A 25,353-nucleotide genomic window follows, 5' to 3' on the forward strand; every position below is an offset into this window, starting at 1 on the left:
GGCAACCCGTTTCCGTGAGTCGGGCAACTCAAAATGACAAGTCGGGCAACTCACGGTTCTGAGTCGGGCAACTTGGATTACCGGGTTGGGCGACTTGTCGGAAGGAGCCGCCCGGTCATACCGGAAACATTTATTTATTCATTCAAACCAATCATTCGCTAAATGGAATTCAAGTCATTGACCAACATTGAGAGCAGCTTCAGGCGTATCCGGTTGATGCTGGCTGTCTTTACCGGCTGCTGTGCGCTCATTACCGGCTATGCGTTGTGGAGCTCGTACCGTTTCGCCGAGAAGCAACGGGAAAAGATCTATGTGCTGGATAAGGGCAAGTCGCTGATGCTCGCCCTCTCGCAGGATCTTTCACAGAACCGCCCCGCCGAGGCGCGGGAACACGTCCGGCGTTTTCACGAACTGTTCTTCTCGCTCTCCCCGCAGAAGGACGCGATCGAGCACAATATAGGCCGTGCCCTGCAACTGGCGGACAAGAGCGCCTATCACTACTATGTGGACTTTGCCGAAAAGGGATATTACAACCGGCTGATTTCGGGCAACATCAACCAGGTGGTACACGTGGACAGCGTGGTGTGCGACTTTGCCGCCTATCCCTACAAGGCGCGTACATACGCCCGGCAGCTGATCATCCGTGAGAGCAACGTGACCGAGCGAAGCCTTGTCACCTCCTGTTCGCTCCAGAATACGGGGCGTTCGGACGACAATCCCAACGGGTTCATCATCGAGCAGTTCACCATACTGGAGAACAGGGATATAAGGAGTGTGGAACGATGAGAGGGAAACCTGCCGTCTTAAAACGTGCGGACAGCCGTATCCGGCTGTTCTGCCGCCGGCTGACCGGGAAGCAGCGCATTGTCTTGACAAGTGTCGTCTCGCTTCTGTTCACGGCAGCCTGTCTGTACTCGGTTGTCTCTTCCGTGTCCCGTTTGGGGGAACGGAAGGGCGACATGAAAACCGGGCATATCCGGCCCGTCATGTTACGGCCGGAAACAACAACCATTCATTCAAACATCCAGAAACATGAAAATGGACTTTCAGAAAATCAGGGAACGGCTGGGGCTGTCGAGTGACAAGCCGCTGACTCCCGAAGAGAAGCGCCGACGCGCGAGGTATATTGTCTATCCGCTCTTCTGCCTGCTGTGCGCCGGATTCCTCCTGCTGGTATTCAGCCCGTCGGAAAAGGAGAAGGCGGAAAAGGAAAAGGGCAAGGGATTCAACGTGGAGATGCCCTCGCCGAAAGATTCGGAAATGGAGGGCGACAAGGTAAGCGCCTACGAGCAGGAAGCACTGGCGAAAAAGGAAAAATGGCGCAGGGGAACCTTCCAGGAGATGTCCGAGCTGCTCAACAAGGACAGTCAGGATACTGCCGGCCTTACCGCAGGAAAAGCCAACACGGAACTTCCGCCGGAACCGGAAACGGGGAAATCCCCCGGCTCCGTCCATTCCTCCGCGGAAGCCTACCGGAATATGAACCGCTCGCTGGGTGCTGTATATACCCGGAATGAAAACCAACAAAATGCCGATCTGCTCCGCCGTATAGAGGAACTGGAAAAAGAAAAGAGACCGGCGGAAGGACAACCGGAAGGACAGACCCTGGAAGAAAAGATGGCACTGCTGGAAAAGTCTTACGAGCTGGCCGCCCGGTACAACGGGAAGCAGCCGGATGCCCCGGCTGCCGTGAATGGCCGGAGCGACCGGAAAGACAGGACAGCCGTCCGCCCGGTGAAACAGGTACAGAATCAGGTGGTGTCATCGCTTGCACAACCTATGGGCAATGAGGATTTCATCGCCGAATTTGCGGGAGAGAGGAATACCGGTTTCCACACCCCTATAGGCAGGACACTCCCTTCCGGCAGGAATACCATCGCCGCCTGTGTACACGGTACGCAGACCGTATCGGACGGGCAGGTGTTGCGCATCCGGTTGCTGGAGCCGATGGCGGTGGACGACCGGCTCATTCCCCAAGGGACGGTATTGACCGGCGGTACACGCATCCAGGGGGAGCGGATGGACATACTTGTAGAAACGGTGGAATACAAGGGCACGCTGTTTCCGGTGGAACTGGAGGTATATGATGCCGACGGACAGCAGGGAATCCTCGTGCCGAACTCGATGGAGTATGATGCGGCGCGTGAGATAGCCGCGGGTATGGGCACCTCAATGGGGAGCAGCATCAACATTTCGACGGATGCCGGGGCGCAGATTGCCTCGGACGTGGGCAAGGGGGTAATACAGGGCGTGTCGCAATATGTGGAAAAGAAAATGCGTGCGGTGAAAATCACCCTGAAAGCCGGACACCGGCTGTTGCTGCACTCTCCCGAAAAATGAAAAGAGAAAAGAAACCAACCATTTATTCACCAACCAATCAAGAACGCACATGAAGAAGATTCTGATGATGTTTGCCCTGATTATGGGCGCAGTGGCTGCATACGCGCAGCAAGGCAGCGGGGATTATTACGAGGGATTGAGCCGCAAGATCGGCTTCAGCCAAATGATTCCCCCGCATGGTCTGGAAATCACGTATGACAAGACCGTACATATAATTTTCCCCTCTCCCGTAAGATACGTGGATTTGGGTTCCCCCAACCTGATAGCGGGCAAGGCGGACGGTGCGGAAAACGTCATCCGTGTGAAGGCGACCCGGAAACATTTCCGCAATGAAACCAATATGAGCGTGATAACCGAGGACGGCAACTTTTACACATTCAACGTCAAGTATGCCGACGAGCCGTTGCTGCTGAACGTGGAGATGTGCGACTTCATCCATGACGGGGAGTCGGTTAACCGTCCGAACAATGCGATGGAAATCTACTTGCAGGAACTCGCCGGGGAGTCGCCCCGTCTGGTACGGCTGATCATGAAATCCGTGTATGGGCAGGACAAACGCAAGGTCAAGCACATCGGCAGCAAGCGGTTCGGGGTTCAATACCTGCTCAAGGGGCTTTACGCACACGGCGAGCTGCTCTATTTCCATACCGAGGTGAAGAACGCCACGCACGTGCCTTTCGATGTGGACTTCGTAACTTTCAAGATTGTAGACAAGAAAATCGTGAAGCGTACCGCCATGCAGGAGCAGGTCATCTATCCGCTGCGTGCCTTCAACTATGTGACCCGTGTGGACGGGAAGAAGAACGAGCGGACGGTGTTCGCCCTGCCCAAGTTCACCATCCCCGACGGCAAGAAGCTGGTCGTGGAGATGTACGAGAAACAGGGTGGCCGCCATCAGTCGTTTGAGGTGGAGAACGAAGACCTTGTACGCGCCGAGACTGTCAATGAACTGAAAGTAAGATGAGTGCCATGAAAAGAAACTTCATCTTCATTATCCTCCTGCTTGCCCTCTTTACGGGGCAGGCGGAAGCCCAGCGCCGGCTGCCGGGGATGAAAGCCGTCCGCTTTACCGCTGAAATGGCCGACGGCTTTTACAGCCGGGCAGACCGCCATGATGCGGGCTACGCCTTTTCGCTGGCTGTTGCCACTTACACAAAGAAAGGGAACCAGTGGGTGTTTGGCTGTGAGATGCTACAACGTAATAACCCTTACCGGAACACGTATGTCCCACTGTCGCAATATACAGGGGAAGGCGGTTATTATCATACAATCCTTTCCACATCCGGCAAGTCTTTCTTTCTGAACCTCGGCGCTTCCGCCTTGCTGGGCTACGAGGCCGTGAACAACGGAAACCGCCTGTTGGATGACGGAGCTTCCTTGCGCAAGTATGAGTCCTTCATCTATGGAGGCGCGGTGACACTGGAAGCGGAGGGATACCTGTCGGACAGGATAGCCCTGCTGATACGCCTGCGTGAACGTTTTGTATGGGGTGGCGCTTCCGGCCGCTGCCATTTCCAGTATGGAGCCGGAGTCAAATACATTTTCTAACCTTAAAAAGAACATATACCCATGAAAAGAAGAATCCTTGATTTTATGATGACAGCCTGTTGCATGGTATTTTCCTTTCTTGCCCTTGTCGCTTGTGACAATGAGCTGGATATCAGACAAGAATACCCGTTCACGGTGGAGTCCATGCCGGTGGCGGACGAAATCGTAAACGGTGAGACGGTGGAAATCCGTCTGGAAATCAAGCCGGAAGGAAACTTTTCCGGAACTGTCTATACGCTGAGGTATTTCCAGCCCGACGGAAAGGGCAGTCTGAAGATGGAGGACGGAACGGTACTGAAACCCAATGATCGTTATTTGCTGAACGAATGGAAATTCCGTCTTTACTATACCTCGCAGAGCGGCAAGGAATCACAGACCATAGACCTCTATTTTGAAGACAATTGGGGAAATCTGCAACAGTTGACATATGATTTCAATGGAAAGGATGCGGAGGAGGAAGACAATAATACGGAGGCCGCATGAAAAGAATACCGGTTATTATGATTTTTCTGTCACTTGTTCTGTATGGCAAGGCGGAAAATCCCCCGTCTGACAAGGATAAGGCGGTAGCCTGCATCAAGCGGTGGGAAGGCTGGCACCGGGGGAAAATGCCTTACATCGGTTACGGACACCGCCTGCTCCCCCATGAGAAGCTGACCGAGAACCTGAGTGAGGCACAGGCGGACTCACTTTTGAGATGCGACCTTGAACGGTGCCTGAACGTATTCCGTAAATATGGAAAAGACTCGCTTCTTTTAAGTCTGTTAGGCTTTAATGTAGGCTGTTACCGTCTGATCGGAAACGGCAAGATACCTAAAAGCAGACTGATTCAGAAACTGGACGATGGTAACCGGAATATTTACAGGGAATATATATCGTTCCGCTGTTATCGGGGGAAAGTCATTCCAGGCATAGAGAGAAGAAGAAAAGAGGAGTTTGAACTGTTCTATATGCCGTAGATTGAAATTATGCAAAGCCGTGAACGGACGCTTGCCATCGCCGTTCACGGCTTTAGTCTTAGCCACTCTTAATTTACCTTTACCCGGTTCATCAGCTGCCCCGATATTTCATGCAGTTCCCGGCAGCGTTCCGGCTGCTGTTCCCTTGCAAAGGCGGTGATTCCCTGTGTCAGTTTCCAGAGCGTGGCCCCGCCTGTCACTCCGTCGTCAGGATTGTTGTTCATCAGCAGTTTTTCCACCTCGCGTCCTTCGTTTTTCAACAAGGCTCCTTTCTGCACCAGATTCTTCAGTTCCTTGTCGAAATCCACGTCTATTTCCGATGCTCCTTGAATTTCGATGGCCTTCTGCATGATGGTGTCTTTGCTGTACAGTCCTTTGGTCAGGTCGGAAACAGCCGATACGGTGGTCTGCGTGTCCAGTTCGTAGGTCTTTTGGGAGAGGGACAGGGATTCCGGCAATCGGCCTCCAAGGTGTATCTGCCGCATGACGGACTCCCTGACCATCCCGTTCAGGCACGCCCCGTTGAGCAGGAACGACCGCATATCGACCGATCCGTTGCCATAGTCGGATGTGGAGAAGCGTGCTCCTGCGAAGATGATGACCGTTCCGTTCTTACGGGTGGGTATCTCTATCGGAGTGGGCAGGATTGTCTCACACCATACTTTCGTGTCGTTCATATAGGCATCGGACACGACCGCCCCCTGTCCTCCCGCCTCACGGATGAAAGCGGTCAGGATATCCACCGAGTTCAGCCGACGGTAGGAGTCTGACAATACGCCCCGGACTTCCATTCCTACCGCCCGTATCAGTACCCGTGTACGCTCGGTCCATCCCGAATGCTCGTTCAGGATGGTGGCGCACAACTGTTTCTGCCAAACATCTCCGGCGGAAAGCTCGCGCAGGTATTTGGCGGGAATGCCCATCTTCTCCGAAATCTGGCTTATGGCGTTGCCGTGTAGGTTGAAGTTCCCTTCGGGCATTGCCATCTGTACCCTTCCTTCCGCTTTGAAAGAGATAACGGGGCGTTCCTTGCTACGTTGGCTTACCCCGATGGGAGCGATGAAATCCTGCGCGATCCGTCCCTCACTGAGCAGACGGTTGATGGTGTCCATGACATCCCCCTGCCTGCCTTCTATCATTCGCCGTACCTTGTTGATGACTACCTGGTTGAGTCCCTGCTGTTTCTGTACCGGTGCAGTGGCCGGCATGACTGTTGCTTCCATATTTCTTGTTTTTAAAGTCGTTGATAAATTACAATTTGTTCTTATGGCTTGTCCTGCTTGTTTTAGTAAATTCAGATCTGTACTCTTCTGACAGACGGATATAATCCTTTTCGCTATATCCGGCCGTTCCGAACAGTTCATAATATCCGGGGAAGGGTTTTCTTTCCGTTTCCGGTATATGCGTGCTGGTTTCCTTATGGCAACAGATGATGTGCCGGACAAACCGGTAGCACTTGCAAAGATCCGCCAGGATGGTGTACTCGTTGTCCGTATGAGGTTCATAATATCCGCAGGAGAGATTGACGCAGGATACTTCCAGCCCGTTCCTTTTCAATGCCGCCACATCCGTAGCCAGCCCCTGTGCAGGCTTGTAACCGTACCTCCGGGGATCTACCGCTGAAATGAACTCATTGGAGCAGAGCCTCATTCCGTTGATTTGTGTCACCATGTCCCCGTTCCCTTTCCGGTCGCACTGGATGACGAAACGGCAGTCGGAAAAGAAGGACATGTCGGCATGGCCGCTGCCTATGCATCCTATCTCCTCCTGTACGAAGAAGGCGCATTTCACCGCCTTGAAATCCTCCAGGCATTTCAGGCAGATCCAGATGCCGTTCTTGTCATCCGCGCCGATTCCGGCCATCCGTTTACGCTTGCGGTCATAGCCGACAATCATCGAGTCCGCCACAAGATGGGCCGCATAGGTGCCTGTCTTGCGCCGGTGTACCTCGTCCATGTGCGCCACGACACAGGGGTAGCTTTTCCGGTTGCCTTTGACCGCGTAGATGTTTCCGTGCCGGTCTTGCCGGAAAGGAATCCCCATCCGCCTGAGTTCCCCGATGATGAACCCGGCCATCTTCCCCTCCTTGCCGGAGGGGGAGGAGATGTTGTAAAGAGCCATTAATTTTTCCATGATACTGACTTTTTAGGAGATGAACAACTTTTCGATTTGCAGGTACCGTCTGAACTCCGGTACGGGACGTCCCTTCTTGAAGAGGAAGGACGGATATTTCTTTCCCTTGTATTCCGCGGACGTGCCTTTCAGTACTTTTCCGAATACGGTGGATATATAGAACATGTCCTGACAATTCTTGCAGAATGCCGTATCCGGAAAGGAATGTATCTTTCCGCATTTGGGACATACATATTTTCTCCTGTTTGCGCGCCCTTCCGTGCTCCGGCAGGTGGCTATGCTCGTGTCGCCCTCCGTATTTCTCAGTTCCAGGTTACCGTCCGTCAGATGGAGGCTGTAGAACGTGTCGAGGTAAGGCACCCCTTTCTTGTGCCACCTGCAGGCGGGCACTTTCACCGTCAATGAGACCTGTATATTGTCTCCGGCCGCCCATTCCTGCCCCTCAATGGGATTCAGTACGGTGAAATCCGTTGTATGTGTATAATCGTTGTATCTGCGTCGCAACAGGATGCCCGCCTCCTGCGCCTGCTTGCGGATCAGTTCGGCGACGAATGCGTGTGAGGAATAGATGCGGTCCAGCAGGGAGGCGGCAATCGGTGTGTTTATTGATTTCCACAATGTTACCTCGTTCCATACGACAGCCCGTCCGAGTATGTTGTTGCTCTCGTCCCTTGCCACAAGGATTTTAGCGCCGGCGAAGTTGGTATAGAAGTCAGCGGCGTTGCGTGCCTTGTCCTCATACCGCATACAGGAACTGTGCAGGCTGGATGTGTCACTGTCGGAGATGGGGCTGTAGTTGCTTTCCAGATAGGCTTCCATGAAGTCGTTCATGCTTTCATGCAGCCTGACCGTGACTTTGCTGTCCAATGAGAGGGCGCTACAGAAATAATTGATTTCGTCGGGTGAGTACTTGGGCAGGTTCCTGAACAGTTCCACAAACGTGGAGGGTTCCAGGTCTGTCCGGTTCTCCGGGAACCAGGGTGCCTGCGGGTTGTTCCGGTCCGGGAAACTGGGATGGGCCAGATCCTTGCTGCAGGCCGTGAACACGATCCGGATTTTCTTGAACGTGCCTGCTTCCGTCCGCTTGCGCTTGGTGGAGAAGCAGTTGTAAGTACCGCGTATGATCTCTTCCACCGGTACGTTCTTTTTTACTTCCGAAAGGATGTCTTTGGCTATCACACTTCCGTTTTCCGCCGCATGCACCAGGCGGGATTTCAATTCATTGCTAACATTCAGTTTCATAATCATTCGTTTTATTGTTTATAAATTCTGCCATGTTTTTATGGCAATTGTTTCTTGTCCGGCTGCATTTGGCGCAATTTCTCTTTCCGCTTTCTGAGCAGGTCAACGGACATGTTCCTGCTTGTCCGATATTCCTCCTCGCTCATCCGGCGAATGGAAGGAATGCCCGTCTGGGTCAGTGTATGGTTTACCATCCAACCGTCCATGAAGTTTTCGGGGCAGAGGCTGTCATGGTGGATGACTTCCCCCACGCAGCCGTGAATGAGCATATTGCATATGGTCATCAGGCAACAGGTACGGTTGACATCTTCCGCGACAAGATAATTACCCAGGTGGCGTACATGATATGCCAGCAGGAGACGCCCACTTCCGCAGGTAGGGTCGTTTATCCTCTGCCCGGTCTTTTTTTCGTCCGTTTCCGTACACATTACCATCAGGTCGCAGATATGTACGGGAGTGAAGAACTGCCCTTGCGCCTGTTGTCCCTTTCTGGAACTGAGCGCCATGAAAAGGTCTCCTAACGCGTCATACCAGGATGCGGCCTCCAGCTGCTTCTGCATGAGCCGCACCCATTCCGCAAACATTTTCATGAATGCGGCATTCTGCTGCCGCTTGTACCTCCAGTCTTTCAGCGGAGGAGCGCCCGGTGAGAATCCGTGTATGACGTAACGCAGGAAATCTGTGAACACGTTCATCGGATCGTACCCGTTCAAGCCTGCAAACTCACAGATTGTCTTTTCAAGTGGCCGGACTTCTGGGGATGTCTCATAGCGTGTCATATTGTTCTGTTTTTTTATAGAAGGTTACTGTATGTCCGTTATGGTCTGTCCGTATCTTGACGGGGGAGACGCCAAGGAAAAAGAGGTGCGTTTCCGCTTTCAGCATGTTCCATTCCCATGTGGGAAGTTCCTTCCATTCCATACGGTATGCCCAGAGTATGAACAGACCGGGACGGAATCCGTTGAAAAGTTCTCCGTGCAGAATCCCGACCAGCCGCTCCAGTTCTTCCCGCGAGTAAAGGGTGAATGACTCATTCCGATAGATAAAGGCATCAGCCGGTTCAATATCCGGCTGACACTCGATGATGTATCTCGTCCATTCTTTTGTGGTGTACTTTCCGTACAGAGGATCGGGTTCCGTGTATTTCCATGCCCTGACGAATGTGTGGAAGAGGACGGCACCGTTCCTGTGCCTTCCGGTATGCCCCCACATCCGGAACTGTTTGCTGCGTATGCCATCGGGAAGCAGCAATTCCGGACCGGTTATAACCCAAGGACCTCCTTCCGTATTGTAACCGGTACACTTTTCATTTTCATGGCAGAAAGGTGTCTGTGGGAGAAGGCAAATATGGACTTCCCGGTCATCGCCCCTTTCAATGTGTGCCTGCGGATAATAGTCACCGCCACGGGTAGTATAAGTGACGACATCCCCTGCGGTCGGTAAACTGACTCTTTCCCTGTCCTCCCGCATCCTTGAAATCAGCCGGTTCACCTTCTCCACGTCGCACTCCTTTATGGAACAGGCACACCCTTCATGCCTGTTGAGCAGAGTCAGACTTTCCAAATCATAAAAATTACCGTACTTCATATTGAGATCGTTTTTGTTGGTACAATTTGACCTGGCGGGCAACCATATCACAGAACTTCTGTCCGTTCTCCTTCTCGCTTCTGAAATAGGCAATCATGTCCCAGAGATTCTGATTGAAGTAGCCGGTCCATTTTTCGTAGCAGTGACTTCCATAGACCTTTCCGAACGTTTCTTCGAAAAGTGCAGGAGTCAGCCCTTCATCTCCGTGGTGGTTGTATTGCCACAGGGAGACAAGCAGCAGCCGGTTATAATCCAGTGTTTCCATATCCGTTCTTTTTTAAGTAAAACATCGGCCTACATGGGTAGGCATTTTTATTTCTTGGTGTCTTTCCGGCCTGTTTGCCGGGGATTGCGGCAAGGCTTGGCGAAAGAAAATACCGGAGCGAAGCGAGGATGATTTTCTTTCAGCCAACCCAGCCCCTGAAAGGGGCCGCCTTGCGCAATCAGCCTGGCAAACGGCTATCTTTACAGCAAGAAATGAAAAAGCAGACCTCGGATTCTCTGTTCTGAAGTCTGCTTTTCGGTCATTGTCGAGTCTCATGTTTTTCAGGTATGTATCTGCCATCCGTGGAACGGCTGCAATGTTACGGCAAACGATCTGTCAGGTATTCCATGATAGAGCAGACCTCCCACGATACCTGTCCTTCCGTCGGGATAGCGCTGTGTAAAGCCGAACGAGTACGGGGCATGGTCGTAGTAGAGTGAGATTTCACAGGGACAGTCAGGGTTTTCTTCCCAGCTTTTCAACCGTTCCAGACATTTTTGGAGCGAGGTGTCACCGATGGATTCGGCATAGCGCCTTACATTCTCGAAATGTTCTTCATTCAGGATTTTCATGACTTTTGTATTTTTATCTGTTAAACACGTCCGGCTCCGGGAGCCGGTATTTTTATTTCTCGCCTGCCTGACAGTCCCGTGGCCGTACCCGCAAGGTTTGGCGAAAGAAAATACCGCAGCGAAGCGAGGATGATTTTCTTTCAGCCAACCCCGCAGGGGCCTGACCTTGTACGGGTACACAGGACACGGGACTACCTTTGCAGGGTGGGAAATAAAATATGCGGTTGTTCCTTGTTGCGGGATCTTGTATGGCTTCCGGAGATAATCTTCCTGATTTGTTCGCCATTGCCGGACAAATGGTGTATCTTTGCAGTTTCTAATTTCAGGATCATGGAAAACTATATAAAGAAAGCGGCGGATGCTTTCCTTGTGGAGCGTCCGTATGGTATGCGTGTGGATTACAGGAAGAAAGGGTTCGTGCTGTTTAACCGTAACCTGAACGTATTGGGTAATGCGGAGCATGCCCGTCTGGAAGAACTGCCTCTGGAGCGGTTCAATGTGGAGGAGATTCCGTTGGATGGTGAAATTGTGGAGGAACATGCGGGATTTACCGATGTATTCTTCTATACCAATCTGACCAATCCCTATGCCGGATATGCGCTGAATTTGCAAAAACTGAAAGCCTATAATCAGTTTATGTTTCCGCTGGCAATGGTGCTGAACCGTGAATTGTGAGGCCGGAAGATGGCAGCGGTAACAGCCGGATGGAGCAGGCCGTTACCGCCAGTTTTTATTATTTGCCCTCTCTTGTTGCTATAAATGCAAGATAATCGCCCGCAGCCTTATGGCATCCGGTAAAGTCCGGTGTCCGGCAGCCTTTGATTTTCCGGAAACTGACGGTGCCGTTTCTGTCAATGCCTCTTACATGCCTGTTGAATGTCCCTTTGGTTCTGATATGGATGTCAAAACCGTCCCTTCCGGTGATTTCAAGGAACATTCCTCCCGTGATTCGTTCCCCGTCCAGAAATTTCTGTTTCTGCTCATCGAGCAGCCGCTGGTGTTGCTCTTCCCGCGCTCTGCGCTCTTCCGCCTCTTTCTCCTCCTGTTCCCTGCGTTTCTGCTCCTGCCTCCTTTTGTATGCCTCACGGGCTTGCACCAGGGGGGTGGTGTCAAGTCCGAGAGTCTCGAACACGCGGACGGAGATCAACCTGACAAAGGCTCCTCTTTCCGCGCCCTGAAGCGTATCCGCGATCCAGTTCCTGCAATAGGCGGCAGTTTCGTCCCTGCGGTTTTCTCCGTTGAGGAACCGGCGTGAATACTGCCCGCTGGAGAAATAAACGTTTTCAATCCGGCAGACCACATGGAAACAGTCATCGTCCTCATTCCCATATTCGTTCTTTCTAGACAGGGAGAGATATACATTCTCGGCGTACGGCTCCAGTTCCATATAAGGAGCCACGACGGTATTCCCGTCAGACCTGTACTTGAATACTTTTGCTTTCATACTATCGTTCAGTTTGTCGGTTGTTGCATATTTCATCTATAATCTCTTTCCCGCTTCTTTCACCCTTCAGGAAGGCAAGAAAGCGCCTCAAAAAGAGCCGGGCACAGTCAGTTCCCAGCTGGGAGCTTTTACCGTCTTTGGTAGCGCATACCGCAAAACGCCCCAGTCCGAAACTGTCCTGTTGCGGTACGATGTGGTAAGACAAGTCCTCGCTTGCGTTGATGTGCAACCCACGACGGAAAACATAGAAAGTTTTCGGGATTCTTCTGTCGGTATCGATTTCCATACGTTTGTAACCGTGATGTTCCAATAACCGGACCAGTTCCCTGTTTGTCGGAATTGTATGTCCGATCCAGTCCGGCCAGCTTATATTTTCTATTGTGTGTCCGTAATTGTCATATAATATGTCGAACTGTTCCTGGTATTCATCGTAAAATTCCCCGTTCCCGTTGCACATTTTCTCCAAAGCGATGCCGTTTTTACGGACAAGGGCAAGGTCTCCCAGTCCGCACGCGATTTCATTGAGCAGCGTGCGTTCCTCATCCCTGTCCTTTGCCGTTCCGTAAATTCTAAGCCGGGAATACCGGTGTAGCGCCGAACGGGACGGCATATCCAGTTTTTCCCATATCCCATCGTTTCCTATAGCCTGTCTGGTGTTTTCCGGAAGTCCGTACCACCACTTGTCCAAATTGTTTGTATCCATAATTTCTGAATCAGATTGTTTTTAAATTCTGTTTTGAGTACCATGCCTGATACGCGGCGGCATACTCCTGACGTTCCCGTTCCAGGGAATTTCTCATCTCAGGGGTGTATCCGAGCAGGCGGATGTATCCTCCGTTATAGCCGGTGAGTTCGCACCTTATTCCGGCTTCCTCCAGTTTGTCGATGCGTTTTTGGGCCATTTTTGCGCTTGAATATTCCTTCGGCCAAAAATAGACTTCGCCCCGTGAGCCGAAACAGTCTTCCCCCAGAATTATTTCCCCGGCATACTTCCGGCTTTCGATGAAGCCGAAACGCGCTTTGCCCAATGCCCGGCGCATTGCCTTGTGTGCCGGACCTTCCGGATGCTTGAATACCTCCGGCTTGTCTTTGCTGCCGAGTTTGGGCGGTTCCACCTTGTACGGCTGTTTGTAACTTCCGATTCCGAGCGTCAGGTAAAAGTTGGTGTGAAAATAGTCCGTCATGGGGTCGCTGTCATCGAAATTGTACGACATGATGAAATCGCAGATATTCACCATTACATCCTTTGCCCTGTCCGTCAAGGATTTGTCTGAATGGATATGATGGTGGTTGACATCGCCTTGAACTTTTCCGGACTCTTTGGTGAACGCCTCGAAATCCGCTTTCATCAACCGGATATGGATGGAGTGGTAATTCTCCCGTCTGACAGAGAACTTGTATCCCGGATAGGTCTCCTTGAGCCATGCCCGTACCAGTCCCACGATTTCAGGAGCGTGCTGCCCCTTGTAATTGCGGCCTTTCCAGCGGTATTCGTTATACACATACTTGGTGTATTCCTTTGCCGTGGCTCCCGGATAGTCATATTCATATCCGGTTGAGGTCGAGGGAATATCCGGTTTTTCTTTCCAAGCCTCAAAAAGCCTTCCAAACTCGGTGTTCACCTGTTGCATGATTGCGGTGTCACCACCCTTGTCCGGGTGGTGCTCCAATGCCAGCCGGCGGTATTCTTTCTTCAAGTCCGCCAGAGAGTGTATGTTCTGAAAATAAGTCATAGCCATAAGTTTTTTATGCCCCTGCGAGGCGGTTGATAAAATATTCCCGGTAGTCAAGGTCAAGACCGAGGTTGAGACAGGCCGTTTCCATGTCATCTTCTCTCAGGTCGTCCGCCTCCTGCAATTCGCGCAGGTACCGGATTTCGGAGTCCAGGTATTCCTGTGCTTCCGTTTGACCGCAACCGCATGAGTTGCAGATCAGACTGATAATGTTTCCCTGCATGCTGTTTGATTTTTTATGTTTCTGTTCCTGTTTCTGAGGCCTCGTCCGTCGTATATCGAGACGGCCCGTTCCACCAAAAGCCTGCGGTTGTCTTCCGAAAGTTCCAGATAGAACCGTTCCGCCGCGCCGAATGTGCCCTTGTCTGTCGCCACGCACCATTTTTCCCAGAAATGCGGGTACATGCCGCCATACACGGTTTTGCATTCCTCCTCGCTCCAGGCGTTCCACATGTAGTAGAAGAAACTGGAGACGGTATTTTCCGCTTGATATTTCATGGTTCTTCTATTTGTGATTCTACATTGTTTGTTTCTCTCAGTTGATGCCACACAGCCTCATACATCTCATAAAGCCAGTCTATGTTCTTCGCGCCGAGTTCAAACGGGCTGTGACACTGCACCTCGTCACCGCTTTCTTTCTCTTCGGCAAGGACGGTCAGGCTGTCCGCCGTTACCCGGAGTCCTGTCACCCTGCATTCATATGGTTCTCCGTTCTTGCCAAACCATATCACCCAGACCGGATCATAATCCTCTTCCGGAAGACGAATTTCTTTCACGCAGTGAGCATGGAGCAACTGCCGTATCGCGTCGATGATGTCCCCCCGCAGTTCCTTGATCCTGCCGCTGAAATCAACGGCTTCTGACGGTAAACTTCCTTTTCCGCCTCTTTCCTGCAAGGAGAGAATCCGCGTGTCGGGATGGATACAGAAATCCCAGTCCAAAACTTCATCGTCATCGCGTGTCGTGTGGATATCGCCGCCCAAAACAAGACCGCAATCGTCATTTACCATTCTTTTTGCTTCATCGCGGTCTTCTGCCGCTACCGTGTAAGTGCCCTCGAAGGAATACCTTACTCTTATGTCATATCTTTTCATGATTCTTTCCATTTGATTGTTGATACCAGATTCATTGCCCGGAAGGATTACCGGATATTCAATATTGCGCTAAAGGCATGTGGGTCAAGCCTGTAAAACGTCGGAAGGTTAAGTGTGACCATCGGGTAGCTTACCCAGCCGCTCTGACGTCTATAACCTGTATCCTCAGCCAATTTGTTAGACAGAAGGAACTCCATGGCATCAGGATTGTTGTTGATGTCCACGAATGCCCTGTCAGGCAGTGAGAATGCCGCCTTATCTTCTAAGTTGACCGTCAGGACCGTGTATATCTCATGGGTCACGGGATCTTTCAGAGACAATGCCGGCCAGCCGTTATGGTACATTTCAATCACGATTGAGAGACGGCTTTCCTGATACAGGAAAGTCTCTTCCATGGACGGATGGTCGCATTTGACAATTTCAAAATCATCCTCCCCTTTGGTAAATGTCACCATCGGATAGGATACATCGACAAAACATTCCTCTTCCCGGTAGCAGAGATGTTCTTTTCCCTCTGAACGGATTATAGCCAATCGGGTGTTCATATTCGTAACTGGTTTTAAAATTATTGACTTGCAAGTTAATTGGCCGGCATTCACCTGCCTGTTTCTTTAAACGTGTGATTGTCACCGCCTGCGGACATTTGGGAGAGTTGCTGTCTCACCGCCTTGATTTTCCCAATCAGTTCGTCCTCCCTTCGGAATGAGGGGGTACATTTGGTACGCCTCATCCCGGCTCCCCAGGGGATGCCGCCGCATACTTTTCTCAGGCGTGCCTTTTCGCTTTCCAGGGCCGACTCCAGACGGGCCAGCCTGCGTCGCAACGATTCTTCGGTCACAGTTCTCATGATTTCATTGTTTTTTTAGTATGGTGACGGGTCGGAAAGACAGTCACCATACCGTCGTTATGTGTTACGTTATATTTTAGCTTTTTCCCTTTTGATGCCTCTCAGGACGTACAACAGGTGCAGGAACAGCTCCCTGTCGTAAATCCGGAAGAAGAACGGCTCGCCTGTTTCCCTGACCGTTCCGGTAAAAGACACGGACTCCCGGTTCACGGGATATTGGAGGAAGTTGCCGTTTGCCAGCAGGGTGTGCTTTTTCTTCATCACTTCGCCTAGGAACTTGTCCATATCGTCGTTTCCCTCATAGCCGGAGAAGTAGAGGAAATGATGACGGCGCAGGCTTCGCAGGATTTTGGCGGTTTCCAGCCTTACATCCCTGCCTGACGATTCGTCCGTTCCTCTCATCAGGTTGCAGATGAACTTCTTCTCGCCATTTATGTCAAGAAACAGATAAGGAACTATAATTATAGAGGCATGCCGTGCGTGGTCAGAGATGACCATCGGCTTTTCTTTCAGGATGTCTCCTTTGAAGGTAATGTTCCGGTAATGGTTGTCCATCTGCCGTTCCAGTTCCTTTCTTGGCGTGGTAACGGAGCGGAGTCCCGTGAAGTAGCGTCCGCCCGCCCGGAAGCAGAACCGGTAGATGTCCGCATGATAAGGCTCTCCCAGGAAAAAGAAATTCCGGGTATGGCGGATGGGGGGCAAGACATCCATGTAGTCGAAATATCTTTCTTCCGTAATCTCACTGAACGGGGCGCAGAGGGATTGCAGGTGGATGCGTATCATCTTGCGGACGGTATTTCCGGACACGGCTATGAGGTACGGGTTCTTTTCCCTGTCCCTCAGTTCCTCCAGTGTCTCATGATGGTAGTCGCCGTGTATTCCGTCAGACATGGTGGTCACGCAACTGCCGTCAAAACTGCGTGAATCGACTACGAATTTCAGTTTGTCGTTATTCATGGTTCAGATGTTTTGAAGGTTCAACACTCTCTTGGCGGCACTGAGGGCATTGGAGGTGAGCTGCCGTTGCCATGCCTTGTTTCTGGGTGACCAGCGGAATCCGGAGGATTTCAGTTCCTTGCGTCTGTTGTCTTCGGGAATCCTGTCAAACAGGATCTGAAGGCGGTCTTCCCCATAGTTCCATACAAGTGTCCCGCCCTCGAACGGCACTTCCTTGTTTTCCCGGCTTTGCACCGCTTTCAGCCTTTCGCGCATCCGTTCCGCAAGTTCCGGCAATTGGAAGAATTTGTTTCTCGGGGTGATGACGGGTTTCCTTACCCTTGCGTTATATTCGGAAATGAAGTCCACGGCCCTGCGGACGATTTCCACTTCCCCGTGATTGGCGAAGGTGGATACCTTGTTCAGGATGCTGCTGACGAACAGGGCACGGCTATAACCCCGGCATTGTCCGGTATCAATCCCGTGGATGGTGTCGGCGCTGCTCCTGATGTCGCGTTTGAGCGTCTGCCATGCCTTTTCCAGTTTTTCTTCCTCCGGTCGTGCGGCTTCCTTTTTCCGTCTGACGGCTTCAAGAACCTTTTGCCGCCAATTGCGGAACTCCTCGTAGCGGTTCTGATAGCTTCTGTCCGTATTCTCCTGCCTGTGGTAATCGAATCCGCCCCGTCCCGTCACCATCGGGTTGGCGCAGCGTGAGAGGGCCGAGAGCTGGGCGGACAGCTTTTGCCGGTAGGCGGCGATGTATGTATCCCGTTCCTCTTCCTGCATGATTTGCAGGTCGTTGTGCAGCTCCTCCCCGTAAATCATGATGTCCGTCTCGCCACGAATCTCCGGGTCGAAGGAGCTCCATGCGTATGCGTCGCAAGCCTGTTTCCACATATCCTCCAGATAGCCCGGATGTTTGAACGCTACGGCTTCCCAGTCTTTGAAGTCCCTGGAATGCAATTCATTGCGGTCTTCCGGATTTCCGTACAGGTGTACATAGTTGCCCGTTCCATGATGCTCCTTTCTGAAATGGAACGGTACGGGAGGATGGTCCGTACCCTTTTCCCGGATCATCGTGACCCGGTGTGCATTCTCTGCGGTAAGGCCCGTTACTTGTTCTTCCCGGACCTTTGCTGTTGTTGTTTCAGTCATAACCGTTGCCATTCATAAATTATTTCTACCAGTTCTTCGTCCGCCAGTTTTTGGATTTCCTCGTCCGAGCAATAGCAGGCGATTTCCTCGTCCAGCTTGAAAGCTGCCGGGTCAAGGCTTCCGATGCCGTCCAGCAGTTCCGGCACCAGGCTGTCTGCGACAACCGTATAGCTTCCGTCCCTGCCTTGCACCTCCCGTGCGGGATAGCTCCTTTCCCGATAAACCAACATTCTCATTTTCGGATTGGCACCCTGCTGTCCTTTGTGGACTTTGCCTGTCGTCTCTCTGTTCATACCTTCATTTTTTTTAGTTTGTTTGACATGATCGGCTCCGCGGAGCCGGTTTTTCGGTTTCTTACTTGCCGGACTGTCCTTTGCAGGGGATTGCGCAAGGCTTGGCAAAAGAAAATACCGCAGCGAAGCGAGGATGATTTTCTTTTAGCCAACCAGCCCCTGAAAGGGGCCGCCTTGCGCAATCAACCCGGCAAAGGGCTATATTTGCAGGTAAGAAATTGAAAGAATGGCAGTTATTCCTGATCTGTCCTGATACAAAAAAAGCCATCCTCCGGGGACGGCTTTAATGGTGTGTCGTACGTCTATTGCGCCAGACGTTCCTTCACATTGTTCATCGCCTCTTTCAGGCTGCTGTTCATGACCCGCGCATAATGCTGCGTCATGCGTGTGGAGGCATGTCCGAGCATGACGGACACGTCCTGCAAGGGTACATTGTTGGCGAGCGTGACGGTCGTCCCGAAAGTGTGCCTGGCCACGTGCGTGGTCAGGTTTTTCTTTATGCCGCAGAAATCGGCGATTTCCTTGAGGTAGCTGTTCATTTTCTGGTTGCACATGACAGGCAGGCAGCATCCTTTCTTTATGCAGACCGGATGTTCCCTGTATTTCTCCAATATGGCCAGTGGAACGGGCAGCAGCGGGATGTTGCTGATGGAAGACGCTTTTCTGCGGTGTTCCAACTTGACCCTTCCCTTCCTTATCCACCAGTCCCCGAGATTGTCCTGTACCAAGTTTTCACCACTCAGAGTGGCGACATCGGAGAACGCCAGACCGGTGAAACACGCGAAGACAAATATGTCCCTGACCAGCTCGAGCCGTGGGATGGTGAATTTCTTTTTCATTACGGTCTGCAACTCGTCGTAGGTCAGGAATACCGGATCGGTCTCGTCCTGCTCCATCTTGTAACCGTAAAAGGGATTCTTGCGCATCCATTCCTTTGCCAATGCCATGTTGGTGAATTTCTTGAAACATTTCATATAACGGACTATCGTGTTACGGCACAGTCCCCCCTCCGTTTTCAGGTAAATGTCAAACGCACGGATGAACTCCGGTGTCAGCTCATGGAAGGTGATATCCTCCTTGCCATAATAAGAGGGGATAAGCCGCTGCAATTTCTTCACCACGTTCTTGTACCGGTTGATCGTGACGGGAGAGTAGTCTATGCCTGCCAGTGTTTCCATTTCCCCGATGCCTTCCATCATGGTACCGAGCAGTGTACGCATTCCGGTGTCTTTCCCGAAGACACGTTTCAGGATCAGTTTCGGGGTAATCAGGGCCTGTTCCAATACCAGCTCCTTGTGTTTTTCCAAGGCGCGTGCGTGCAGTTCGGCAATATAGGCGTTCAGTGCCACTGATGCCCTGTCCCTGCCTTTACTGCATCCTTTGGCGGCGTTCCATAAGTTCAGGGGCACGCTTCTTTGGATACGTACATCGTCATAGTCTCCATTGATGGTTATCCGCATCAATACCGGTGCCTCACCGTTTTTCAACAATTTCGTTTTAAGCACGAAAAACAGAATGTTCATTGTTCCCTGTTTCATCACTTTTGTTTTTTGAGGTTTACATTCAATTGTTTCGTCAAAACCGGATGGCATGAGGACGTGGAGCGAAGTGTTAAATTCGGTGGCTTTTTTGGGGGACTTGTGGAAAAGCCATAAAAATCCCATTTTTCTCAAGTTCGAATTGCCTTTTGTATCCCGGGTTCGATTCCTTTTTTTTATCCCGATGGGAAATACCGAATTTTTAAACTTCTTTCACATTTTCAACTCCATCCGGTCATGTGTGCAAAATTACTTTTTCACACCGGAGATTGGAATTGTCAAATAGTTGAAAAACAATGAAGTATGATACATATTCAGTGGCTTTTTCAAAAGCCTTAAAAAAAGCCACTGAATTGGCGAAATCCAACTTCACAAATATGTAATGAAATGCGTAGTGAGGGTAAAAAAAGAACCCTTGAACTATCTCTAATTCAAGGGTTTTCTAAAATTGAAAAGCTTTTTGGTGGTGCCACCAGGAATCGAACCGGGGACACAAGGATTTTCAGTCCTTTGCTCTACCAACTGAGCTATGGCACCATGTTTATCTCTTTTGCGGTTGCAAAGGTAGTGAAACTTTTGGACTATGCAATAGCTTTCATAATAAAAAACGCTGATAATTGGCTATATGGCTAATTATCAGCGTTTATGATTTGAGAAAAAATACTGAAAAAGTTTTATAGTTATGCTTTTTCCGCTTCTTCTTCCTTCAAAGGATTCCATCCTTGTGCTTTGAGTTCAAACTCTTGACCGTCACGGGTAATTAGGGCGCAGCCTAATTCCGGTTTGGTGATATGGCCAATCAGCTTGACGCCTTCCATTTCGGCAACCTTTTCATGGTCGGCAATGGGGACGGTGAACAATAACTCATAATCCTCGCCTCCGTTCAGTGCACAAGTGCTCAGGTTCATATTGAATTCTTCTGCCATTACAGCCGTCTGATAGTCGATAGGAATATGTTCTTCGTAAACTCGGCAACCCACTTTGCTTTGGGTACAGATATGCAGTAATTCCGAAGAAAGTCCATCCGATATATCCATCATGGAGGTGGGTTGTATACCTTCTTCTGCCAGTTTCTGAATGATGTCACGGCGTGCTTCGGGCTTCAGTTGACGTTCCAGAAGATACTCCTTCCCCGAGAAGTCCGGTTGCAAGTCTTTGTCACCTCCTTTGAGCACCGCCTTTTCGCGTTCCAAAAGCTGTAGTCCCATGTAGGCGGCACCCAAGTCGCCGCTGACGCAAATCAGGTCGGTTTCGCGGGCACCATTGCGGTAGACCACTTTTCCTTTCTCACCCTCGCCTATGCAGGTGATGCTGATGGTAAGCCCAGTATAGGAAGCGGAGGTGTCTCCTCCCACGATGTCAACATCATATTCTTCGCAAGCCAAACGGATGCCGGCATAGAGTTCCTCCATGTCTTCTATACTGAAACGCTTGGATATGCCCAAGGAAACGGTAATCTGCTTCGGTGTGCCGTTCATGGCATAGATATCAGAGAAATTGACTACGGCCGATTTATACCCCAAATGCTTGAGCGGTACATACACAAGGTCGAAATGGACGCCTTCCATCAGCAAGTCGGTAGTAACGAGCACTTCCTTTTCGGCCGGGTAGGAGAGGACGGCGGCATCATCTCCGACACCATATCGGCTCGACTCGTTCTTTAGTTCAATGCCTTCGGTGAGGTGTCGGATGAGGCCGAATTCACCGAGGGTAGCTATTTCTGTTCTCATGCTTTCTTATGCTCTATTAATCAATTCACGCATAATCTCTGTCATTCTCGGTTGCGCCTCGTCCGCAGCTTTCTGCACTTCTTCGTGAGAGACTTCTACGATTTTACCTTCCACCCCCAGGTCTGTAATAACAGATACACCGAACACTTTGATTCCGCAATGATTTGCCACGATAACTTCCGGTACGGTGGACATGCCCACTGCATCGGCACCCAAAATGTGGAACATCTTGTATTCCGCAGGTGTTTCGAATGTGGGACCTTGCGTACCGATATAGACACCGTGCTGAACCTTGATGCCCTTTTCTGCCGCAATGGCGTCGGCCTTACGAATCAGCTCTTTGTCATAAGCTTCGCTCATATCCGGGAAGCGAGGACCGTAAGGTATGTTTTTGCCACGCAATGGATGTTCGGGGAAGTAGTTTATATGGTCGGTGATAATCATCAGGTCACCGATCGCAAAATCCGGATTTGTGCCGCCACTAGCATTGGAAACGAATAAGGTCTTGATACCCAGTTCGCGCATTACACGTACCGGGAAGGTTACTTCCTTCATGGAATAGCCCTCGTAAAAATGGAAACGTCCCTGCATCGCCATGATGTCTTTATGGCCCAGTTTGCCGAAGATAAGTTTTCCGCTGTGTCCCTCTACGGTAGAGACGGGGAAATTGGGGATTTCTTCGTACCTTATCTCATACTTTTCAGTGATTTCACCGGCAAGACTGCCGAGTCCGGTACCGAGGATGATTGCTGTCTCAGGCTGGGTGTGCATCTTTCCCTTCAGAAAGGCTGCTGTTTCTTGAATGCGCTCTAACATAGCCAATAATGTTTTGGTTAAATATATATTGTTGATTTTGTAAGATTTCTATTTCTATCGGCAGCACGTAAATGTACGGCTTTAGTGTTTCGTCCAGTGCGGGATGGAGTTTCAACCTTGCCGCATCTTTCTCCGTGGTGATTATCAGTCTTTTCCACTCTTCCAGGTGCTGGAATTGTTCCTTTATTTGCAATAAATCCTTGGGAGTAAAGTCATGATGGTCATCAAATGCCAGCAATTTGACGTGTGGCGTGTAAGATTCCACTTCTTTCTGCAAGGGGGCGGGGGAGGCGATGCCTGTCACCAGCAGTACTTGCTCGTCTCCGGTGAGGGAGGAGAGCACTTTCCGGCTGTTCGTTTTCTCGGGAAATAGCGGTGTCAACATTCCATAGCGGAATCTGGAGAAATACAGTTGTTGGTATGGATAGAGGTGGAGCCGTTTAGCTATGATGTTGAAGTCTATCGGCTTGATATCATCCGGACATTTGGTAACGATGACCATCTGTGCCCGGTTTTTACCGCTTGAAGGTTCGCGGAGTCTTCCGGCAGGGAGCAAGGCATCATCGCACAGTAACCGGTGAAAATCAGTTAGTAGAATGTTCAGCCCAGCTTTTACATGGCGATGTTGGAAGGCATCGTCCAGGATGATGGCTTCTACAGTGGGATTTTCCAGTTTCAGCAGTTGCTCAATGCCGTGGCAACGGTTTTCGTCTACCGCTACCCGTGCATTGGGGAATTTATTTTTAATTTGATACGGCTCGTCACCTATTTGGCGTACATTGCTCTTGTCATCGGCCAATACATAGCCTCGGCTTTTACGCTTGTAACCCCGACTGAGGGTGGCTACATTTACTCCGTTTTTTTGTAATAGCTTTATCAGATATTCGGTATGTGGCGTCTTGCCAGTTCCGCCCACAGCAAGATTGCCCACGCATATTACTGGAACGTCAAAACTCTTTGACCGGAGCCAGCCCCAGTCAAAGAGTTTATTTCGCAAGCATACCCCTATCCCATAAAGCCATGATAGGGGATATAGCCAATGATATATCTTGATAAAGTTTTCCTCCATTTATTGAATATTCAGTTCAAAGGGGACACGTGCTTGTATACGGTCACATTTGTCAAAATTCTCCAGGACGCTGAACTGCTGGTATATCTCGCCCATTGTGCCTTTCAGCATACGTGCTTTGATGTAGTTACCCGGATTGGTGTTCATCAGACTTTCAAAGAAACTTTCCTTTTTCGGATAGCTCATCACGGTATAGGCATCTACTCCGGCCTTTGCAATGGCAATGTCCAAAGCTTTGTCCAAACCACCCAATTCGTCGACTAGTCCTAGTTCCTTGGCCTTGCTTCCGGTCCATACACGGCCTTGGGCAATTTTATCCAGGTCTTCCTTGCTGATGCCTCGGCCATCGGAGCAGCGGGTGAGGAAGAGGTCATATCCGTTGTTCACATACATTTGCATCAGCCCTTTTTCCCCGTCATTCATCGGGCGTGTCAGCATGCCGAAGTCTGCGTATTTATTGGTTTTCACTACATCAAAATTTACCCCGATTTTATCAGTCAGCCCCTTTGCGTTGGGGAACATGCCGAAGATGCCGATAGAACCCGTCAGTGTGGTAGGCTCGGCCACGATGGTGTCTGCATTACAAGAAATGTAGTAACCTCCTGAAGCTGCATAGTCACCCATGGAAACAATGACTGGTTTCTCTTTCTTCAATTCGCTGACGGCATACCATATCTGTTCTGAACCATAGGCGCTTCCGCCCGGTGAGTTTACGCGTAATACTACAGCTTTTACATCTTCGTCATCTTTCAGCTTGCGCAGGTCTTTAATCACCTTTTTAGAGTCGATGCCTTCTTCGCTGGAGGCAGAAGATGAACCACCGTCAATTTCTCCATAGGCATAGTATACGGCAATCACATTTCCACTTTTGTCTTTGGGAACATTCTTCTTTACGTTAATCATGTCCTGCAAACCAAGTACGGGCATGCGGTCGTCTTTGTCGATGCCTACCATCGCTTTCAGGTAGTTGCGCACATCATTCTTATATATTAATGTATCGACCAGTCTGCATTGCACACTTTCTTCTGCGGGATAGAACATCAACATGCGGTCGGCAATGGCGTTCAGTGAGTCTACAGATATTTTGCGTGATTCTGCAACATCATTGGTCACTTGTCCCCAGATGGAGGTCAGGTAAGCGTCGATTTGTTCACGGTTGGCAGGGCTCATTTCGGTAGAGATGAAAGGCTCTACAGCCGATTTGTAGGTACCTACTTTGAATATCTGCATTTCTACTCCGATTTTGGCCAGCAAATCCTTGAAGAACATGGGGGTAGCGGCCAAGCCCCTCCACTCGACCATACCTTGCGGGTTCAGCAACACCTTGTCGGCTACACTTGACAGATAATAAAGACCTTGGGAATAGCTGTCACCATAAGTCACGATGAATTTTCCCGATTCCTTGAAATCCTTCAATGCATTGCGTATTTCTTCGCGTGAAGCAAATCCTGCACCCAGCGAAGTCGCTTCTATATAGATACCTTTAATGTCGTCATTCTCTTTTGCTTTTTTGATAGAAGAGAGGATATCATCCAGGCCATAAGTCTTATAATTGTCTCCCATAAGGGCATCGAACGGATTGTCTTGGCTGCGTTCAGCCAGTGCACCATTCAAATCCAGCATCATAATGGAGTTTTTGCGTACTTGCGTTTCTGACTCCGAAGATGATACCATGCTGAAAACCACCAGAATACTGATGAAAACTAAAACAACGACTGATACGATGATGCCGGTAATGGTGGCAAACGTAAATTTCAGAAAATCTTTCATTGCACTTTATTGTTTTTAGTATGCTAACTTTTAAAAGCTAACAAAGATAAATAATTAGGTTGATATTTACCCTATCTGTCGCTGAGTTTTTCGGTTTGTCACAGTATTGTGGGAGATTTCATTCTCTTTTCTTTTATCTTTGGAGTATTTCATTTCGTTCTTTATGGATAGTTAGTTTCTAAAATGCCAGATATAATTGCTATCTCTTTACTTTCTGAGTCTGTTTCTCTAAAAACTAATCTTTCCACAGCAATGTTCTTTTCTTACCACAGCTGTGGAAAG

At 50.2% G+C, this 25,353-nt stretch carries 32 protein-coding genes and 1 tRNA gene; 9 read left to right on the forward strand and 24 right to left on the reverse strand.

Features of this window, described 5'->3' with window-relative positions; all coding sequences use genetic code 11:
* The first annotated feature begins 162 nt into the window (after positions 1-162).
* Genes traK through DXD65_RS15775 form a run of 7 tightly spaced genes read left to right on the forward strand, consistent with a single transcriptional unit; the run spans position 163 to position 4,847 of the window.
* The gene (gene traK / locus DXD65_RS15745) at positions 163-786 is read left to right on the forward strand and encodes a conjugative transposon protein TraK (protein ID WP_005636947.1); all 624 of its coding nucleotides are present in this window, start codon (positions 163-165) and stop codon (positions 784-786) included.
* Complete coding sequence (locus tag DXD65_RS15750) at positions 783-1,082, forward strand: TraL conjugative transposon family protein (protein ID WP_005656892.1); 300 nt, start codon at positions 783-785, stop codon at positions 1,080-1,082. The genes traK and DXD65_RS15750 overlap by 4 nt, the downstream gene beginning before the upstream one ends.
* Positions 1,033-2,340, forward strand: a complete 1,308-nt coding sequence (gene traM / locus DXD65_RS15755; protein ID WP_117678139.1) for a conjugative transposon protein TraM — start codon at positions 1,033-1,035, stop codon at positions 2,338-2,340. The genes DXD65_RS15750 and traM overlap by 50 nt, the downstream gene beginning before the upstream one ends.
* Before the next feature lie 49 nt (positions 2,341-2,389).
* On the forward strand, positions 2,390-3,304 hold the full coding sequence (gene traN / locus DXD65_RS15760) for a conjugative transposon protein TraN (RefSeq protein ID WP_117678140.1): 915 nt from the start codon (positions 2,390-2,392) through the stop codon (positions 3,302-3,304).
* Complete coding sequence (locus tag DXD65_RS15765) at positions 3,301-3,888, forward strand: conjugal transfer protein TraO (protein ID WP_117678141.1); 588 nt, start codon at positions 3,301-3,303, stop codon at positions 3,886-3,888. Before traN ends, DXD65_RS15765 begins: the two co-directional genes overlap by 4 nt.
* Before the next feature lie 21 nt (positions 3,889-3,909).
* Positions 3,910-4,371, forward strand: coding sequence for a DUF3872 domain-containing protein (locus DXD65_RS15770; RefSeq protein ID WP_005828717.1), 462 nt, complete (start codon positions 3,910-3,912; stop codon positions 4,369-4,371).
* A complete protein-coding gene (locus tag DXD65_RS15775) occupies positions 4,368-4,847 on the forward strand; it encodes a glycoside hydrolase family protein (RefSeq protein WP_117678142.1) in 480 nt (159 codons plus the stop codon). The genes DXD65_RS15770 and DXD65_RS15775 overlap by 4 nt, the downstream gene beginning before the upstream one ends.
* 68 nt (positions 4,848-4,915) lie before the next feature.
* Here the strand turns inward: DXD65_RS15775 and DXD65_RS15780 are convergent, their stop codons facing one another.
* The 7 genes from DXD65_RS15780 to DXD65_RS15815 form a co-directional block, all read right to left on the reverse strand.
* The gene (locus DXD65_RS15780) at positions 4,916-6,070 is read right to left on the reverse strand and encodes a hypothetical protein (RefSeq protein ID WP_005828713.1); all 1,155 of its coding nucleotides are present in this window, start codon (positions 6,068-6,070) and stop codon (positions 4,916-4,918) included.
* A 28-nt stretch (positions 6,071-6,098) separates the two neighbouring features.
* Complete coding sequence (locus tag DXD65_RS15785) at positions 6,099-6,980, reverse strand: hypothetical protein (protein WP_005828711.1); 882 nt, start codon at positions 6,978-6,980, stop codon at positions 6,099-6,101.
* 12 nt (positions 6,981-6,992) lie between these two features.
* Positions 6,993-8,228, reverse strand: coding sequence for a hypothetical protein (locus DXD65_RS15790; protein WP_117678143.1), 1,236 nt, complete (start codon positions 8,226-8,228; stop codon positions 6,993-6,995).
* Between the two features lie 32 nt (positions 8,229-8,260).
* Entirely contained in the window at positions 8,261-9,001 is a 741-nt protein-coding gene (locus DXD65_RS15795) for an N-6 DNA methylase (RefSeq protein ID WP_007851225.1), read from the reverse strand.
* Positions 8,988-9,809 carry a DUF4121 family protein gene (locus DXD65_RS15800; protein ID WP_005636601.1) on the reverse strand — a complete coding sequence of 274 codons (822 nt, stop codon included), beginning with the start codon at positions 9,807-9,809 and terminating at the stop codon, positions 8,988-8,990. Before DXD65_RS15800 ends, DXD65_RS15795 begins: the two co-directional genes overlap by 14 nt.
* Positions 9,796-10,074, reverse strand: a complete 279-nt coding sequence (locus tag DXD65_RS15805; RefSeq protein WP_005636603.1) for a hypothetical protein — start codon at positions 10,072-10,074, stop codon at positions 9,796-9,798. The genes DXD65_RS15800 and DXD65_RS15805 overlap by 14 nt, the downstream gene beginning before the upstream one ends.
* Before the next feature lie 281 nt (positions 10,075-10,355).
* On the reverse strand, positions 10,356-10,646 hold the full coding sequence (locus DXD65_RS15815) for a DUF4120 family protein (RefSeq protein ID WP_005942846.1): 291 nt from the start codon (positions 10,644-10,646) through the stop codon (positions 10,356-10,358).
* A gap of 330 nt (positions 10,647-10,976) precedes the next feature.
* On the opposite strand from DXD65_RS15815, the gene DXD65_RS15820 reads away from it, so the two are divergent.
* Entirely contained in the window at positions 10,977-11,321 is a 345-nt protein-coding gene (locus DXD65_RS15820; protein ID WP_117678144.1) for a hypothetical protein, read from the forward strand.
* A 58-nt stretch (positions 11,322-11,379) separates the two neighbouring features.
* Here DXD65_RS15820 and DXD65_RS15825 read toward each other — a convergent pair whose 3' ends face one another.
* From DXD65_RS15825 to DXD65_RS15875, 11 genes are all read right to left on the reverse strand, one after another.
* The gene (locus tag DXD65_RS15825) at positions 11,380-12,090 is read right to left on the reverse strand and encodes a hypothetical protein (RefSeq protein WP_117884312.1); all 711 of its coding nucleotides are present in this window, start codon (positions 12,088-12,090) and stop codon (positions 11,380-11,382) included.
* A 1-nt stretch (position 12,091) separates the two neighbouring features.
* Positions 12,092-12,793, reverse strand: coding sequence for a hypothetical protein (locus tag DXD65_RS15830; protein WP_117884310.1), 702 nt, complete (start codon positions 12,791-12,793; stop codon positions 12,092-12,094).
* A gap of 10 nt (positions 12,794-12,803) precedes the next feature.
* Positions 12,804-13,823, reverse strand: coding sequence for an LPD29 domain-containing protein (locus DXD65_RS15835; RefSeq protein WP_117884371.1), 1,020 nt, complete (start codon positions 13,821-13,823; stop codon positions 12,804-12,806).
* A 13-nt stretch (positions 13,824-13,836) separates the two neighbouring features.
* Positions 13,837-14,046 (reverse strand): hypothetical protein, encoded by a 210-nt coding sequence (locus DXD65_RS15840; RefSeq protein WP_005802673.1) that lies wholly within the window; start codon positions 14,044-14,046, stop codon positions 13,837-13,839.
* Complete coding sequence (locus DXD65_RS15845; RefSeq protein WP_005637786.1) at positions 14,022-14,321, reverse strand: hypothetical protein; 300 nt, start codon at positions 14,319-14,321, stop codon at positions 14,022-14,024. Before DXD65_RS15845 ends, DXD65_RS15840 begins: the two co-directional genes overlap by 25 nt.
* Positions 14,318-14,917, reverse strand: coding sequence for a hypothetical protein (locus DXD65_RS15850; protein ID WP_038607716.1), 600 nt, complete (start codon positions 14,915-14,917; stop codon positions 14,318-14,320). Before DXD65_RS15850 ends, DXD65_RS15845 begins: the two co-directional genes overlap by 4 nt.
* Before the next feature lie 47 nt (positions 14,918-14,964).
* Positions 14,965-15,462: a DUF4313 domain-containing protein gene (locus DXD65_RS15855; protein ID WP_025017653.1), complete on the reverse strand. Its 498-nt coding sequence runs from the start codon at positions 15,460-15,462 to the stop codon at positions 14,965-14,967.
* Between the two features lie 50 nt (positions 15,463-15,512).
* Positions 15,513-15,764, reverse strand: coding sequence for a hypothetical protein (locus DXD65_RS15860; protein WP_005634966.1), 252 nt, complete (start codon positions 15,762-15,764; stop codon positions 15,513-15,515).
* A 69-nt stretch (positions 15,765-15,833) separates the two neighbouring features.
* On the reverse strand, positions 15,834-16,721 hold the full coding sequence (locus tag DXD65_RS15865) for a hypothetical protein (RefSeq protein WP_117678146.1): 888 nt from the start codon (positions 16,719-16,721) through the stop codon (positions 15,834-15,836).
* Positions 16,722-16,724: 3 nt separating this feature from the next.
* Positions 16,725-17,867, reverse strand: coding sequence for a hypothetical protein (locus tag DXD65_RS15870; protein ID WP_117681687.1), 1,143 nt, complete (start codon positions 17,865-17,867; stop codon positions 16,725-16,727).
* A complete protein-coding gene (locus DXD65_RS15875) occupies positions 17,852-18,148 on the reverse strand; it encodes a hypothetical protein (RefSeq protein WP_070737847.1) in 297 nt (98 codons plus the stop codon). Before DXD65_RS15875 ends, DXD65_RS15870 begins: the two co-directional genes overlap by 16 nt.
* Positions 18,149-18,175: 27 nt before the next feature.
* On the opposite strand from DXD65_RS15875, the gene DXD65_RS21575 reads away from it, so the two are divergent.
* On the forward strand, positions 18,176-18,370 hold the full coding sequence (locus DXD65_RS21575) for a hypothetical protein (protein ID WP_081342751.1): 195 nt from the start codon (positions 18,176-18,178) through the stop codon (positions 18,368-18,370).
* Positions 18,371-18,450: 80 nt separating this feature from the next.
* Here the strand turns inward: DXD65_RS21575 and DXD65_RS15885 are convergent, their stop codons facing one another.
* The 6 genes from DXD65_RS15885 to sppA all read right to left on the reverse strand — a co-directional run bounded on the left by DXD65_RS15885 (position 18,451) and on the right by sppA (position 25,071).
* Positions 18,451-19,686, reverse strand: a complete 1,236-nt coding sequence (locus DXD65_RS15885) for a site-specific integrase (protein WP_117678159.1) — start codon at positions 19,684-19,686, stop codon at positions 18,451-18,453.
* A 461-nt stretch (positions 19,687-20,147) separates the two neighbouring features.
* Positions 20,148-20,223: transfer RNA gene (locus DXD65_RS15890), tRNA-Phe, on the reverse strand.
* Between the two features lie 143 nt (positions 20,224-20,366).
* Positions 20,367-21,416: a thiamine-phosphate kinase gene (gene thiL / locus DXD65_RS15895; protein ID WP_005828671.1), complete on the reverse strand. Its 1,050-nt coding sequence runs from the start codon at positions 21,414-21,416 to the stop codon at positions 20,367-20,369.
* 6 nt (positions 21,417-21,422) lie between these two features.
* A complete protein-coding gene (locus DXD65_RS15900; protein WP_005835556.1) occupies positions 21,423-22,232 on the reverse strand; it encodes a purine-nucleoside phosphorylase in 810 nt (269 codons plus the stop codon).
* Positions 22,171-23,301, reverse strand: coding sequence for a tetraacyldisaccharide 4'-kinase (lpxK, locus tag DXD65_RS15905; RefSeq protein WP_009037013.1), 1,131 nt, complete (start codon positions 23,299-23,301; stop codon positions 22,171-22,173). Before lpxK ends, DXD65_RS15900 begins: the two co-directional genes overlap by 62 nt.
* Positions 23,302-25,071, reverse strand: a complete 1,770-nt coding sequence (sppA, locus tag DXD65_RS15910) for a signal peptide peptidase SppA (protein ID WP_117704147.1) — start codon at positions 25,069-25,071, stop codon at positions 23,302-23,304.
* Between the last annotated feature and the right edge of the window lie 282 nt (positions 25,072-25,353).

It is taken from the genome of Bacteroides sp. 4_1_36 (genome assembly GCF_003466325.1).
GTDB classification, from domain to species: domain Bacteria; phylum Bacteroidota; class Bacteroidia; order Bacteroidales; family Bacteroidaceae; genus Bacteroides; species Bacteroides uniformis.